We start from the raw sequence: 14,753 nt of genomic DNA on the forward strand, positions 1-14,753 counted from the left end.
GGTGTTCAAAGACTTCGCATTACAGATCGGAACCAAGTTCGTGTTTGGCCGGGACGCCGAATGCAAGGTTGGCGCGGAACTGGCCCAACTGGGAGCTGGCAAGGCGCTGATCCATCATGACGGCAGCAGCTACCTTGAAGATACCGGCCTTCTCCCGGCAATCAGGAATAGCCTTGCAGCCGAAGGCATCGGCTACGTCGAGCTTGCCGGGGTCCAACCGAACCCGAGACTGTCCCTGGTTCGCGAGGGCATCGATCTTGCCAAGCGTATCGGCGTGGATGCCGTTCTGGCGATCGGCGGCGGCAGCGCGATCGACTCGGCCAAGGCGATCGCTCTCGGTGCCGCATCGGATCGCGACGTCTGGGATTACTTCACTGGAGCGGCGACTCCAGCCCGCACCCTGCCCGTCGCTGTCGTGCTGACACTCCCCGCCTCGGGCAGCGAATCCAGCCAGGTTGCCGTCATCAACAATACCGAAAAGGGCATGAAGCTTCTGGTCAGCGCGCCGGTCGTCCGGCCCGCGCTGGCATTCATGAACCCCAAGCTGTCGACCACGCTGCCGGCCTTTCAGACCGCCTGCGGGATCGTCGACATGTTCTCGCACATCTGCGAGCGCTATTTCACCGACGACCCGGAGTTCGGCGTCATCGACGGCATGGCTGAGGCGGTGCTGCGCACCTTGTGCGACATCGGCCCCAAGTGTCTTGCCGAGCCGGACAACTACGACCATCGCGCTCAGATCATGTGGATTTCCACCATCGCCCAGAACAACACGCTCGGGGTCGGGCGCGATCAGGACTGGTCGACGCACATCATCGGAAATGAGCTCAGCGCGCTCTACGATATCCCTCACGCCGCAACTCTATCGATCGTCATGGGCTCGTGGATGCGCGCCGCCTGCACCGGCAATCCCGCACGCTTTGCCCGCTATGCCCGCGAGGTATTCGGCCTCGAGGACGAGGCGGGAGACGTCTCCACTCTGGCTTCCCGCGGCATTGAGGCGACCGAGGCCTTCTTCCGCTCGCTCGGCATGCCCGTGTCGTTCATCGAGTTCGGCGTTCCGACCAATGAGGTGGACCGCATGCTCGACAACATCGAGTTCTTCGGCCCCGACCAGGCCATCGGCTCGGTAGCAAGGCTCAATCGGGACGATTGCCGCCGCGTCTACGAAGCGGCCTTCGAAGGCGCTCAGACCTCCAAAACGCCGGAAGCCATGCCATGAAAATACTCAACTTCGGCTCCCTCAACATCGATTTCGTCTATGACGTCGATCACTTCGTCAGCAAGGGCGAGACCATCTCCTCAAACGCACGCCATGTGTTCTCGGGCGGCAAGGGGCTTAACCAGTCGCTCGCCTTCAGCCGAGCCGGAGGCCATCTCCACCATGCGGGTCTGATCGGCAAGGATGGCCTGTTCCTCAAGGAGTTGCTCGTCGAGTCGGGCGTCGATGTCACCTGGGTGAGGACGTGCGAGGGAACGCCAAGCGGCCACGCGATCATTCAGCGAGACGCGAGCGCGGACAACTGCATTCTGCTGCATGGGGGCGCCAACATGGCGGTCACCAAGGCATTCATCGACGAGGTGCTCGCTGGGTTCAGCAAGGGCGACTGGCTGTTGCTTCAGAACGAGATCAGCGAACTCGCATATTGCATCACGGCGGCCAGAGCCCGCGGCTTGCGGATCGTGCTAAACCCCTCGCCGATCAACGAAGCGCTGCTCAAGGCCGACCTCGACGCCATTGACTGCTTCATTCTCAACGAGATCGAGGCGGCATCCCTCAGTGGCTGCCAGGGCACCCCGAACCAACGGCTCGTGGCAACGCGTCAAAGGTTTCCGCGAGCTGACATCGTCCTCACGCTTGGCGAGAAAGGATCGATGTTTGCGGCTGGCGACGAGCAGATCCAGCAACCCGCCTATGACGTGCGGTCTGTCGACACGACGGCGGCCGGAGACACCTTCGCCGGATATTTCCTCGCCCTGCGAGCAAGCGGGGCCCCGGCGGCAACCGCACTGGACACGGCAGCCAAGGCCGCAGCCATCGCGGTGTCGCGCCCTGGCGCCTCACCCTCGATCCCACGCATCGAAGAGGTGATGGCTTTCGGCCGATAGGCCGGGCACCCGGCAGCCATTCGTCGCCGAAACACGAGAAATGCATCAAGCGCGCCGAACACACGGCGGCTTGTAACGCCACAGGTTTGCGGAGATGGGCCGAGCAGACCACGCAGCACAGTCGTGAAACCCATCGAATAGAGAAAGGATAGGGAGAATGGAAAGCAAGGCAATTGACGAGAGCAGGAACGGCGTTCCTGTACCAGAGGAGGGAACCGCGGAATTCGCGGCCATGAACAAGATGGCGCGGGTCGCAATTCCGATCGTTCTCGTGATCTTCACTCTCGGCGTCCTGCAACTGCAGGCGTTCGGCATGATCTACGTGAACATCGGAGATCAGCTTGGCCAGCCAGGCCTCGCGCCGCTGATCACTTCGTTGCCCGGCATCGTGCTCGGCATCGTCTGCGTGATCTACGGCTCGCTCGGTGACTTTGTCTCGCTCAAGAAGATGATGATCCTTGGAACGATCGTGTTCGTTCTCGGCTCCGTGCTCGGTTGCTTTGGCAAGACGAGCATCTGGATCGTCATCGCCGCGCGCATTCTGCAGTCGGCTGGCTGGCAGGTGTCCGGATCGATCTTCCTGGTTCTGGTCTCCAAGTATGTGGAGAAGAAGAACAGGGTCATCTGGTACGGCATCTTCGTGTCGGTGTTCCGCTTCGCTGCCGCCCTCGGCGTCTTCCTGGCGGGTTACATGACCCTCGTCGACTGGCGCTGGCTGTTCGGCATCGGCATCCTGGCCGTGTTCTTCATCCCGATCCTGATGAAGACCCTTCCAGACCAACACGCCAAGGGGGCTAAAATCGACGCCGCAGGCTTCACGCTGATCGGCCTGTTCGCGGCTTCGGTGACCATGTTCTTCACCGACATGAACTGGTTCTGGGGCTTGGCCTGCCTGGTCACGCTGATCGCCTTCGTCGTCTACATCAACAAGGCGAAGACCCCGTTCATCACGCCGAAGATGCTGACGAACCCGGCGTTTGCGATGACCATGGTCGTCATCTTCGTGGGCTACTTCTTCAGCTACACCCTGAATGCTGGCATCAATGCGATCGGCCTCAACGTCTACGGCATCGACTCTTCGCAGGTTTCGAACCTTCTGGTCTGGTCGATCATTCTTGCGGCCATCATGGGATTTGCCGCCGGACCGATCATCAGGAAGATCGGGCGCAAGGCTTCCGTCGTTCTGGCTCTCGGCTGCATGGGCAGCGGCCTCATCGCGGTGGCACTGCTGATCCCCTACGGCCAGATCTGGGCCCTCGCCCTTGCCCCGTGCATCTACTACTTCGGGACGTCCTTCTTCTACCAGCCGATCGTGGACACTGCCACGCTCACCGTGTCGGCAGAGGAAACGGGTCGCGCGCTTGGTTTCAACGACCTACTTCAGGCCATCACCGGCTCGGTCGGCGTAGCCCTGTTCGGTCAGTTGATGAGCCAGGGCGCGATGGGTGGCAGCAGCCTTTCCGGTACTCCGGCCGGACTGGCTTCAACCTACTCGAACGTCTTCATGATCGGTGGCGTGATCGTTCTGGTCGCGATGGTCATCTTCATCGCGTCCATGAAGATGATCTACAGCCACTCGCGCGCTGCCCAGGACGAGGCATAAAGCCTGGATCCGCGTCCATAAACAGCTTTCCCGGCGAACTCTTGTCGCCGGGAAAGCTCTGGTTACGGAGTGGCGTTCGAAAGAATGTCACCCCGCATCTGTTCAGCGCATATTCGGCGAAAATCATCCCATCGGGACTGCAGCTGTCCGCCCTTACGGATCCGGGGAAGCATAAACGCCCATCTGGCGCAGACGATTTTCAAGTGTGTACTTGTCAACAAGGGCAGGTATGACGCGCTCACCGGTGACGATGAAACCGGCCGCGTAAATAGCGATGGCGGTCGCCTCCTCCAAAGAGTGTCCATAGAGAAGGTAGGATGCCAGCGCACTTATGAAGGCGTCGCTGGCGCCGGTCTTGTCGACGGGTTTGAAATTGGCTGCCGGGTAGTGGCGTCGGATGTCCGGCGTGCAAAGATAACAACCGCGATCACCGAGCGTGACGATGACCGCTCCTGCCCCGCGGGCGAGCAGCAGCTCTGCCTTATCTTCCATCGCCCCCTTCCCGGGACACAAGATGTTCAGCTCGTTCTCATTCGGCACGAGAATATCGATCTCGGCAATCACCTCATCCGGCAGGTAATCGCATGACGACGGCTTGACGATCGTCATCGATTCATGGCGATGCGCGGCCTGACAACTGGCGGCGACCGTCTCCATCGGTACTTCCGACTGAACGAGGCAGTAGCTCGCATTTTCGAAAAGCTGCTCCCTCTCGCGTATGTCCTCGGGCGAAAGCAATGCGTTCGCGCCCGAAAGCACCGAGATCATCGAGTCTCCGTTAGGGTCGACGAAGACATACGCCTCCCCCGTTTCGGCTTGTGTGTACCTGCGGATGCCGGCCGTATCCACGCCCCAACGCGTCATTTCCTTGTAGATGTAATCAGAGCCGGCATCGCCCCCGACGTTGCCGATAAGCGAGACCCGGTGGCCAAGCTTGGCGACCCCGACGGCCTGATTGACGCCCTTTCCACCCGGATACTTTGACGACATCCGGGCGCTGACCGTAGTGCCTTCCTTCGGAAGTTTCGGCACCGACAGGTAGGTGTCTATGTTGATGCTGCCGATCACCGTGATCTTTTTCATGCGCAGCTGCGACGGAGCATCCAGCGTCCGCGTATTGTCGAGATGAAATCTCTGAACGAACGAGCGCGGAGACTCGTTCTGCTTTTCAATCGTGTTCAGAAGCTTTCCGCACAGATAGGAGCCGAAGTCGGCATTCCGGATGGTGTATGTCGATACCTCTGTGTTGCCGGGATAGGCGAGCGCCTCGTTGGTGTCGTTCTTGAGAGAGACGAGGGATACGTCTTCGGGGATGCGATAATGCAACGATCCCACCAGATGATAGAGCTCCAGAGCCATCCTGTAGTGCGACGAAAGGAAACCGGTGACGCTGCGGCTGCTAATCTTACCGATCAGCGTATCGTCGAGATCGTAGAAGATCATGCCTTCGTCAAACATGATGTTGTGATCGAACAGACAGGCACGAAATCCGCTCACGAAGTCTTTCTTGCGTCGGCCACGCGTAATCAGACATCCGATGCTCTGGTGGCCACGTTCGATGAGCTCCTGGGTGAGCTTGTAGGATGCCTCCTTATACGGGAGGAGAAGAGATTCATCCCCACCGTAGGGTCCGATCGTCAGAACCGGGATGTTCCTCGCCTCGAGGTGGGATGCGTGGGCGAGACTTTCCGCGCTGGCAGGCTCCCAGATGATGCCATCCACCTCGTGCTGGCAGACGGCCGCGATGTTCTTCAACTCCTGCTCGGCGTTGGAATAGCTATTGAACACCAGCGTTCCATAGCCGGCGGCCTGGTTTGCCTGAATGATTCCGTCGAGCGTGCTGTCAAAGGAAATGGAAGACCGCAGCAGCACGCCGATCGTCCATTTCTTGGTCCCCTTCGACGCGGCTGCGTATGGGGTGTAATGATATTGTTTGACGATGCGAAGAACTTTTTCCCTTGTCTCGGGACTGATGCTGTCATCCTTGTTATTGACGATCTTTGATACGGTCGAAGTGGAAACACCGGCAATCCGAGCGATGTCTTTGATGTTCACGGCGTTCCCTCTGACGTGCCTCTTTCTGTGCAACACACTTAGCATCACATGTCCAAAATTCGCATCCGCTTATTTGGCGGGTCGACAAGCGTGGTGCTGCGCGAAGATCAACCTGAAGCAGTTCAAAACGGCATTATTCGGCGATCTCCACGACCTTGATCGGTTGCGCCACAGTTCGCAACAAGGGCACTTGCGGCAACCGCGTGAACATCCGGCGCGACGAGTTGGAGTCGCGGGCGCTGAATGCGCTGCGCAACCGGATGCTCGATCCGACGATCTTCGCCGAGTTCTGTGACGCCGATACGCAAGAGATGAACCGGCTACGTATGGAGAACCGCGCCAACATCGATGCCGCCCAATCCGAGATAGAGCGGAATGGGCGCGAGGAAGAGCGCCTCATGGATCTCTATCTCAAGGATGCAATCTCGATCGACACCGTGGAGGAGCGCGGTGACAAGCTCCGGGCGCGCAAGACGGAACTCGCCTCTTTCCTGGCAACGGCCGACGAACCGCCCCCGCTCCTGCATCCGGCCATGGCGAAGCAGCACCGGCTGCGTGTGCAGCAGCTCCATGAGGCTCTCCAGGACGATTGAAAGGAGAAGCGGATGGAGACTGCCGATATCATCCGATCGCTGGTCGAGGACATCATCCTCGACGCCGATGGACGGCAAGGTCGAGATCGATGTTCGCGGCGATCTTCGTGGAATCCTTACGCTTTCCGTACAAACGAAAAACCCCGCCGGAGAGCGGGGTTCATCGCAAATAAATATGGTTGCGGGGGCAGGATTTGAACCTGCGGCCTTCAGGTTATGAGCCTGACGAGCTACCGGGCTGCTCCACCCCGCGTCAAGCGCCGTGTTTGCGGCGACGGGCGGTATATAGCGGCTTGCCGGCGAAAGGGGAACCCCTGTCAGGCATTTTTTCGACTAAATAGACGAGGATGTTCAAAAAAACCAAATCGCTCTTCGAAAAACCCCGGATTTCCGGGCTTTCGTCGGGAGGCCCGCCTCATCTCACCGCGCCGCGGAAAGCACCTCCACAGTCATTTTCCGGCCACGGCCTCGATGGAGACGCTCAGTTCGGCGTCGTTTCAGTCCGTTGCGACGACATCGTCATCGCCGTCCCCCTCGAATGGCGCCGTCGCGGCCGGACGTCCGGCGGCCAGCACGCCCCTGAGCGCGAAGGCGATCTCGTCGGCGAGCGAACCCGGCCCGGCGATTCGCCCCGCCTCGCCATGCATCCAGGCGGCGAGCGCCGTCGCTTCGAAGGCCGGGCGGCGGGCAGCCAGCAATCCACCGATGATGCCGGCCAGCACGTCCCCCGATCCGGCGGTGGCAAGCGCCGCCGTGCCGTTCTCGTTGATGGCGGCGCGGCCATCGGGGTGGGCGATCACCGTATCCGGCCCCTTGAGCAGAACGACCGCGCCGGAGCGCTCGGCCGCCGCGCGGGCGCGATCGAGCTTCGAGCCGCCGATATCGGGAAAGAGACGGCCGAACTCCCCTTCATGCGGCGTCAGCACCACACCGCCGTCACGCGCCTTGATAAGCGCGAAGGCCTCGTCCGGGCGCCGCGCTGCCTGCGTGATGGCGTCGGCGTCGAGCACCAGAGCCATATGCCCCTCCAGCGCTCCACGAATGGCCGACCAGACGTCGTCGCCGAGGCCGAGCCCCGGTCCGAGCACGGCAGCCCTGAGCCTGGGCTCTCTGAGGAGTCCTGCAAGTTCCGACATGTCGGCGGCCGGCCTGACGACAAAGGCAGCGCGCCAAGCGGCAACCGTAGCCATGGCAGCCGGAGGCGTTGCCACCGTGACGATGCCGGCGCCGGCCCGAAGCGCCGCTTCTGCCGCGAGGCGAGCCGCGCCACAGGACGTGAGCGGCCCGGACGCCACCAGCGCCGCGCCGCGACTGTACTTGTGACTGTCGATGGCGGCTTCCGGCCAGCACTCCGCCCAGAGGCTTGGACCGTTGGCCACCGTCTCCGGGGCGATCTCGGCCAACACCCTCGGGTCGATGCCGATCTGGGCAAGGCGGACCCGGCCGCAGTGCGTGCGCCCAGGAAGAAGCAGATGGCCGGGCTTGCGGCGGAAGAAGGTCACCGTCTCGTCGGCGAGGATCGCCGTACCGCGAACCTCGCCGGTACGGCCGTCGATGCCGCTTGGAAGATCGACGGCGTAGACGCTCGCACCATTGGCCCGCGCCATGTTGACGGCAGCGATCAGTTCGGCATCCCGTCCCGAAACGTCACGGCTGAGGCCGGCGCCATAGAGCGCATCGACGATAACCTTGGCACCCTCGAAGAGATCGGCTGTCGCCGGCAGCGTCTCGCCGCGCCATGCCCGTTCGGCGCCGGCCGCATCTCCCTTGAGATCGCGAGCCGTCATCCCCTCCGGCAGGGCAAGGGCCACGCGCACGGCAAAGCCGCGTTGCTTGAGAACGCGGGCGATGACGAAGCCGTCGCCGCCATTGTTGCCCATGCCGCAGAGCACGATGGCCCGGGTGCCCTGGTTGAATCTGGCGCAGATGACGTCGGCTACGGCATAGCCGGCATTTTCCATCAGCCGTTCGCCGGGCATGCCGCCGGCGATGGTCAGCGCATCGGCGCGGCCCATCTCGGTCGGTGTAAGCAACGGTTCGCCCTGCATCCGGTTCACTCCCTGGCGACAGGCGCGATCCGCCTGTAGGTGGCTCCCTCCTCGTCTACACCCTTGGGCTGAAAGCAACAATTCCCTCGGCCCACGAGGCTCGACAGGCGCCAGCCGGCTGGCCGATATCGGCCAATATTCTCCTAACGAGGCGGCAACTTGCCTAATAGAGTCCCATTTGCACAAGATTTAGGCCGCTTCATTGGGCAATCTCCATTACTTTTCCCTCCTTCTCACTGGCGATCGCCTCATTTTTCGCCAGGAACCGGCACGGGGCCGAACTGGCACGTCGAATGCTTGAGAGGGTGCGTCTCGGTCGGCGCAGGGTGGAAAAATCGCCTCGCGCGGGCGCCAGGAGCAACGGAGACAAGGGGTCGATGAAAAAAATCGAGGCTATCATTAAGCCCTTCAAGCTGGACGAGGTGAAGGAAGCGCTGCAGGAAGTGGGGCTTCAGGGCATCACCGTCACCGAAGCCAAGGGCTTCGGCCGGCAGAAGGGCCATACCGAGCTCTATCGGGGCGCCGAATATGTCGTCGACTTCCTGCCGAAGGTGAAGATCGAGGTCGTCATGACCGACGACATGGTCGCCAAGGCCGTCGACGCGATCCGCAACGCGGCCCAGACCGGTCGCATCGGCGACGGCAAGATCTTCGTGTCGCCGGTGGAGGATGCCATCCGTATCCGTACCGGCGAATCCGGCAACGACGCAATCTGATGCCGTGCCCGGCTACCGGCTGCCATGAGGGTGGCCAGCGGGCTCAAGGCAAGGACAACCCAGGGAAATTGGGGCACTCCAACCAGCCACTTACCTGGCCGGGAAGTGCCCTGGCAAGACCAGAAAACCCGAAAGGAAGGGCAAATGACCACTGGTGCTGACGTTTTGAAAATGATCAAGGACAACGACGTCAAGTTTGTTGACCTGCGTTTCACGGACCCGAAAGGCAAGTGGCAGCATGTGACGTTCGACATCGGCCTCGTCGATGAGGACATGCTCGAGAACGGCACCGCCTTCGACGGCTCGTCGATCGCCGGCTGGAAGGCCATCAACGAATCCGACATGACGCTGGTCCTCGATCCGGAGACGGCGTTCATCGATCCGTTCTTCGCTCAGACCACGCTGGTCATCGTCTGCGACATCGTCGACCCCGCCTCCGGCCAGTCCTACAGCCGCGATCCCCGCTCGATCGCCAAGAAGGCCGAGGCCTACGTTGCCTCGCTCGGCATCGGTGACACCGTGTTCTTCGGTCCGGAAGCCGAGTTCTTCGTGTTCGACGACGTCCGCTTCTCGGCGACGCCGTACAACACCGGCTTCAAGCTGGACATGGTCGAACTGCCGACCAACGGCGACACTGAGTACGAATCCGGCAACCTCGGCCACCGCGTCCGCACCAAGGGCGGCTATTTCCCGGTTCCGCCGATCGACAGCCTGCAGGACATGCGCTCCGAGATGCTGTCGGCCATGGCCGAGATGGGCGTCGTCGTGGAAAAGCACCACCACGAAGTCGCCTCTGCCCAGCATGAGCTCGGCATGAAGTTCTCGACGCTGACCCGCATGGCCGACCACCTGCAGATCTACAAGTACGCCATCCATCAGGTTGCCCATGCCTACGGCAAGACGGCCACGTTCATGCCGAAGCCGGTGTTCGGCGACAACGGTTCGGGCATGCACGTCCACCAGTCGATCTGGAAGGACGGCAAGCCGGTATTCGCCGGCAACCAGTACAACGACCTCAGCGAGACCTGCCTCTACTACATCGGCGGCATCCTGAAGCACGCCAAGGCGATCAACGCCTTCTCCAACCCGTCGACCAACAGCTACAAGCGTCTGGTCCCGGGCTACGAAGCTCCGGTTCTGCTGGCCTACTCGGCTCGTAACCGGTCGGCGTCCTGCCGCATCCCCTACACGACGAACCCGAAGGCCAAGCGCGTCGAGACCCGTTTCCCGGATCCGGCCGCCAACCCCTATCTCTGCTTCGTCGCGCTGCTGATGGCCGGCCTCGATGGTGTCAAGAACAAGATCCATCCGGGCGATGCCATGGACAAGAACCTCTACGACCTGCCGCCGGAAGAGCTCAAGTCCATCCCGACCGTCTGCGGCTCGCTGCGTGAGGCCCTCGCCTCGCTCGATGCCGACCGCGACTTCCTGAAGGCCGGTGGCGTCATGGATGACGACTTCATCGACAGCTGGATCGAGCTGAAGATGGAAGAGAACATGCGCTACGAGATGACGCCGCATCCGATCGAGTTCGACATGTACTACTCGGTCTGAGGCACGTCCTTGGATAGGCCGGGCGCCTTGCGGCGTCCGGTTTCGATGAGAGCCGCCCGCCGCGAGGCCGGGCGGCTTTTTCATGCCTGCGTGAGGATTGACGACCTCCCGCCTTTCCGCCGAGCCGCCATGGGCCTATGCTCGCCGCAGTTTGTAACGGAGAGCGGAACATGCCCGACAAGCCCCCTATCGGTCCGTCGACTCAACTGTGCATGTCGTTGGCCGGTCGACCGGGACGGTTCGGCTCTCGCTTCCACAACCGGCTCTACGAGCTGACCGGGCTCGATTATGTGTACAAGGCCTTCACCACCCGGGATCTGACGGCGGCGATCGGCGGCGTGCGGGCGCTGGGTATCCGCGGCTGTGCCATCTCCATGCCGTTCAAGGAAGCGGTCATCCCCCTGCTCGATCATATCGAAGGGTCGGCTGCGGCGATCGACAGCGTCAACACCATCGTCAACGACGAGGGCTGGCTGACCGGCTACAACACCGACTATAGCGCCGTGCTCGATCTGCTCGATCGGGCCGAAGTAGCTCCCTCGACGCCCTTCCTTCTCGCCGGCTCGGGCGGCATGGCCAAGGCGGTGGCGGCCGCCTTGCGCAATCGTGGCCATCGGTCCGGTGTGATCGTTGCCCGCAACGCAATAGCCGGCCAGGCGCTCGCCGATCTCTATGGCTTCGACTGGGCGAAAACGTCCGAAGGACTGACCGCGCCGCTGATCATCAACGCCACGCCCGTCGGCATGGCGGGTGGCGTTGAGGCTGAGCTCCTCGCCTTTCCGCCCAACGCGATCGAGGCGGCGGAGACGGTTTTCGACGTCGTGGCGCTGCCGGTCGACACGCCGCTGATGCGGGCAGCAGCGGCAGCCGGGCGCAGGCGCATTTCCGGCGCCGACGTTGCCGTGTTGCAGGCGCTCGAGCAGTTCGTGCTCTACACCGGCGTGCACCCCAGCGAGGAACAGGTGAAGGACGCCGCCGCTTTCGCTCGGAGCGCCTGAACGGTCAGGCCGTCAGGATCTCGGGCGCCTCCAGTTCCATCAAGCGGAACACCGTGGTGGAAACCGCGCCGGTCACCACGATAGACGCACCGGTAAACACCGGGTCCATCACGGAGACCATCAGGATCTGAACCGTCATCGGGCCCAGGCCGAGCAGATGGAAGAGCGCGGCAAACAGCAGGCCGACGCAGACCAAGGCGATGAAGCCAGCAACGGCGTAGATAAGCCATACGCCCAGGAGCCGCCATCGGCGCCCCTCGGTCGCCAGCCAGCTCGCATGCATGCTTTCCGATATGCCGAACTGCCGAAGTGCCAGAGCGGGCAAGGCCAACGAGAACGCAATCCAGGCGAAAAGCCCCGGAATGACCAGCATGAGCATTCCGACGATCACGACAAAGCCCATCAGGAGCGCCATCGCCAGGTAGTCCCAGAACCGGCGAGAGGCGATCCATAACGCCTGCACCGCCTGCAAAGGCGTACCGGAAAGCCGCCTGTCGGCAGCATGGATGGCGGCATAGTGAACAAAGCAGGCCGCCAAGGACATGGCGAGCGAGAAGAACAGGGCGATCAGGCTGGCGATCAAGCTCCCAGCCCCAAAGCCGTATTGCAGCATGACGCTCAGCAAGTTCAAGGCGCCGCCGATGCCGCTGAACATCAGCCAGAGGGAGATCGACTCCTGCCCCATCACCTTGGGCAGCAGCCGGAACACGCGACCGATCGTGAGTTGTCCTGATGCGAGCACGTTTCTGCCCCCACTCCGCGTCTTTCCATTGTCTAAGCGAAAATAACAGAAAGCATCTCAACCAAAAGACGAGACTGGGGGTGGCCATGCCTTTTGCGGGGAATGGTTAGCACGGATCCGGGCAAAACCCTGCCGCGGTGGACTAGGCCCTCCATGGAAGGACAGAGACGACGCAACGACCGTCACGGCTTAGCTGTAACAAGCCTTCTCCACCTTGCCGATCGCCTTCGACGACCCCTTCAAGGTGAATGTCGCGGCCGGCAGAAGGCCGGCCTTGTCGGTCACGGTCAACGGCCCGGCCGACTTCAGGATGCCGGCAAGGTCGCTGTCGCGACGAGGCGTCGCCGTCAGCACGCCGTCCATCGCTTCGTAGCGGAGGGTGACTTCGGCGCTCATCGAGCCGCTCGTGAAGACGAAGGCGGACCGGTAGTTCATGTCGCCGCCGGGTGGAAAATCGTCGCTCATCGCCGGCACGAAGCGCAGGCCGAGCTTGCCCTCGCCGCCGCAGGTGACCAGCAGCATGTCGTCAGGCCGGTCGATCGCACAGATCGAAGCGGTCATCATCATGCCTTCCTCTTCCTGCTCCAGCCCGGCTTTCCAGCCGCCGCAGTCACCGGCCAGCGCCGGCGTCGCCAGGAAGGCAACGGCCACCGCCATTCCACGCATCTTCATAGCCCGTCTCCGATTGGTCGGCGCATCAGGCACCCGCTCGCCGGTGCCTGCAAGCGCGACCTTTGGAGTCAGCCGTAACGCCGGGCCGCCTCGACGGCGAGGCCGGTACCGACGGAGCCGAACACGTTGCCGGTGACGACGCGCGCCTCGGGCACCGACGCCAGGATGGCGGTGCGAACGTGCTCGAGCCGGGTGGAACCGCCAGTCAGGAACACGGCGTCAATGTCGGTGGCTGCCACGCCCGCCATTTCGAGACAGGCATCGACGCGAGCCCCGATGCGGCCTGCAAGCTCGCCGGTGTGACGGACAAGCTCGGAATGGTCGATATCGGTGGAAAGGCCGCGTTCCAGCCAATCGAACGGCACGGTGACCACGCCATGCTCCGCGACGGAGATCTTGGCTGCCTCCACGTCGATGGAGAGGGTGTGGCCGCGCTCGTCGTCGACCACCCGCATCAGGCGGTGGATGAGCTCCGGCTTGGCGGCGCGCTTTTCGAGGTCGACGAGTTCGCGATGAATGCGGGGTTCATAGAGACGGTTGATCGCCGACCATGTGGCGAGGTCGTGATAATAGACCGAGGGCACGTCGAGCTCGCCGCGGGCGAGCTTGGAACGAAAGCCCAGAAGCGGCATCACCGTGCCGAGACTGAGGTGGCGGTCGAAATCGGTGCCGCCGATGCGCACGCCGTCGTTGGCCAGCACGTCGGAGACGCGCTCGGCTTTCTTTGCCCGCTCCGGCCCGAGGCGGACGATGGAAAAGTCGGAGGTGCCGCCGCCGATGTCGGCGATCAGCGCCAGTTCTTCGCCGGAAAGCTGCTGCTCGTAATCGAGGCTGGCCGCGATGGGCTCGTACTGGAAGGAAACCTCCTCGAAGCCGAGATCGCGAGCGATGGAATGCAGCGTCGCCTCCGCCAGTCGGTCGGCCTCCGGGTTGCCATCGACGAAATGCACCGGCCGGCCGTGGACGAGGTGGGTGAGTGGCGCGCCGGCCACCACCTCGCCGCGCTTCTTCACTTCCGCAAGGTAACGCTTCAGCACGTCGCGGAACTTGACGCGGCTCTTGCCGACCAACGTCGTCTCGTCCATCAGGGCCGAACCGAGGACCGACTTCAGTGCCCGCATCAGGCGGCCGTGCTCGCCACCGACATAGGCGGCAATGGCGGCGCGACCGACAGCGATCGATCCATCCTGATAATAGAAGGTGGCGCTTGGCAGCGTGTCCTCGCCGCCTTCGAGACGCACCATTTCGGCCCGGCCGCCGGTGACGACGCCGAGGGTGGTATTGGACGTGCCGAAATCGAGGCCTGCCGCCGCCATGACCGCTCTCCGAATAATTGGGGGGCGGTTTCCCTAGCGCTTCGCGGCGTCGATTGCCAGCGGCAAAATCAAGCGAGCAGGAAGACCAGCGCCGTCAACGACAATAGCACCAAGACGGCCGGCAGCGCGAAGAGGCCGCCGGTCAGCGGCGGTTCGGCCGCCACCTCCTGAAGATGGCGCCGCATGCCGCCAAGGCGATGGCCGGCGACGAAGGCATGGGTGTGGACGGCCCCGAGTTCCCGGAGCACGGCATCTTGATACTGGTTTCGACGCATGACAAACCACCAATGAACGTATCGGAGCTTGCCGCCGCCAGAGTTAAGAACGCCTCAACGGCGTTGACGGTA

At 62.5% G+C, this 14,753-nt stretch carries 13 protein-coding genes and 1 tRNA gene; 7 read left to right on the top strand and 7 right to left on the bottom strand.

Annotation, left to right across the window (positions count from 1 at the left end; genetic code table 11):
- The first annotated feature begins 1 nt into the window (after position 1).
- The 3 genes from QQZ18_RS11745 to QQZ18_RS11755 all read left to right on the top strand — a co-directional run bounded on the left by QQZ18_RS11745 (position 2) and on the right by QQZ18_RS11755 (position 3,712).
- Positions 2-1,222, top strand: coding sequence for an iron-containing alcohol dehydrogenase (locus tag QQZ18_RS11745; protein ID WP_284541111.1), 1,221 nt, complete (start codon positions 2-4; stop codon positions 1,220-1,222).
- Complete coding sequence (locus tag QQZ18_RS11750) at positions 1,219-2,109, top strand: ribokinase (RefSeq protein WP_284541112.1); 891 nt, start codon at positions 1,219-1,221, stop codon at positions 2,107-2,109. Before QQZ18_RS11745 ends, QQZ18_RS11750 begins: the two co-directional genes overlap by 4 nt.
- Before the next feature lie 232 nt (positions 2,110-2,341).
- Positions 2,342-3,712 (top strand): MFS transporter, encoded by a 1,371-nt coding sequence (locus QQZ18_RS11755; protein WP_284541113.1) that lies wholly within the window; start codon positions 2,342-2,344, stop codon positions 3,710-3,712.
- Between the two features lie 153 nt (positions 3,713-3,865).
- On the opposite strand, the gene QQZ18_RS11760 is transcribed toward QQZ18_RS11755, so the two are convergent.
- On the bottom strand, positions 3,866-5,767 hold the full coding sequence (locus QQZ18_RS11760; protein WP_284541114.1) for a PfkB family carbohydrate kinase: 1,902 nt from the start codon (positions 5,765-5,767) through the stop codon (positions 3,866-3,868).
- Between the two features lie 203 nt (positions 5,768-5,970).
- Here QQZ18_RS11760 and QQZ18_RS11765 point away from each other — a divergent pair, with 203 nt between their 5' ends.
- A complete protein-coding gene (locus QQZ18_RS11765) occupies positions 5,971-6,360 on the top strand; it encodes a hypothetical protein (RefSeq protein ID WP_284541115.1) in 390 nt (129 codons plus the stop codon).
- 176 nt (positions 6,361-6,536) lie between these two features.
- Here QQZ18_RS11765 and QQZ18_RS11770 read toward each other — a convergent pair.
- Both QQZ18_RS11770 and QQZ18_RS11775 read right to left on the bottom strand, forming a co-directional pair.
- Positions 6,537-6,613: transfer RNA gene (locus QQZ18_RS11770), tRNA-Met, on the bottom strand.
- Positions 6,614-6,857: 244 nt separating this feature from the next.
- Complete coding sequence (locus QQZ18_RS11775; RefSeq protein ID WP_284541116.1) at positions 6,858-8,408, bottom strand: NAD(P)H-hydrate dehydratase; 1,551 nt, start codon at positions 8,406-8,408, stop codon at positions 6,858-6,860.
- A 377-nt stretch (positions 8,409-8,785) separates the two neighbouring features.
- On the opposite strand from QQZ18_RS11775, the gene QQZ18_RS11780 reads away from it, so the two are divergent.
- From QQZ18_RS11780 to QQZ18_RS11790, 3 genes are all read left to right on the top strand, one after another.
- A complete protein-coding gene (locus tag QQZ18_RS11780) occupies positions 8,786-9,124 on the top strand; it encodes a P-II family nitrogen regulator (protein WP_026790983.1) in 339 nt (112 codons plus the stop codon).
- 144 nt (positions 9,125-9,268) lie between these two features.
- Positions 9,269-10,678 carry a type I glutamate--ammonia ligase gene (gene glnA, locus QQZ18_RS11785; protein ID WP_284541117.1) on the top strand — a complete coding sequence of 470 codons (1,410 nt, stop codon included), beginning with the start codon at positions 9,269-9,271 and terminating at the stop codon, positions 10,676-10,678.
- A 170-nt stretch (positions 10,679-10,848) separates the two neighbouring features.
- Complete coding sequence (locus QQZ18_RS11790; RefSeq protein WP_284541118.1) at positions 10,849-11,676, top strand: shikimate 5-dehydrogenase; 828 nt, start codon at positions 10,849-10,851, stop codon at positions 11,674-11,676.
- A 4-nt stretch (positions 11,677-11,680) separates the two neighbouring features.
- Here QQZ18_RS11790 and QQZ18_RS11795 read toward each other — a convergent pair whose 3' ends face one another.
- From QQZ18_RS11795 to QQZ18_RS11810, 4 genes are all read right to left on the bottom strand, one after another.
- Positions 11,681-12,418 (bottom strand): hypothetical protein, encoded by a 738-nt coding sequence (locus QQZ18_RS11795; protein WP_284541119.1) that lies wholly within the window; start codon positions 12,416-12,418, stop codon positions 11,681-11,683.
- Positions 12,419-12,607: 189 nt separating this feature from the next.
- Positions 12,608-13,090, bottom strand: coding sequence for a hypothetical protein (locus QQZ18_RS11800; RefSeq protein ID WP_284541120.1), 483 nt, complete (start codon positions 13,088-13,090; stop codon positions 12,608-12,610).
- 68 nt (positions 13,091-13,158) lie between these two features.
- Positions 13,159-14,406, bottom strand: a complete 1,248-nt coding sequence (locus QQZ18_RS11805; protein WP_284541121.1) for an Hsp70 family protein — start codon at positions 14,404-14,406, stop codon at positions 13,159-13,161.
- A gap of 68 nt (positions 14,407-14,474) precedes the next feature.
- Entirely contained in the window at positions 14,475-14,681 is a 207-nt protein-coding gene (locus QQZ18_RS11810; protein WP_284541122.1) for a hypothetical protein, read from the bottom strand.
- Between the last annotated feature and the right edge of the window lie 72 nt (positions 14,682-14,753).

Source organism: Pleomorphomonas sp. T1.2MG-36 (assembly GCF_950100655.1).
GTDB lineage: Bacteria > Pseudomonadota > Alphaproteobacteria > Rhizobiales > Pleomorphomonadaceae > Pleomorphomonas.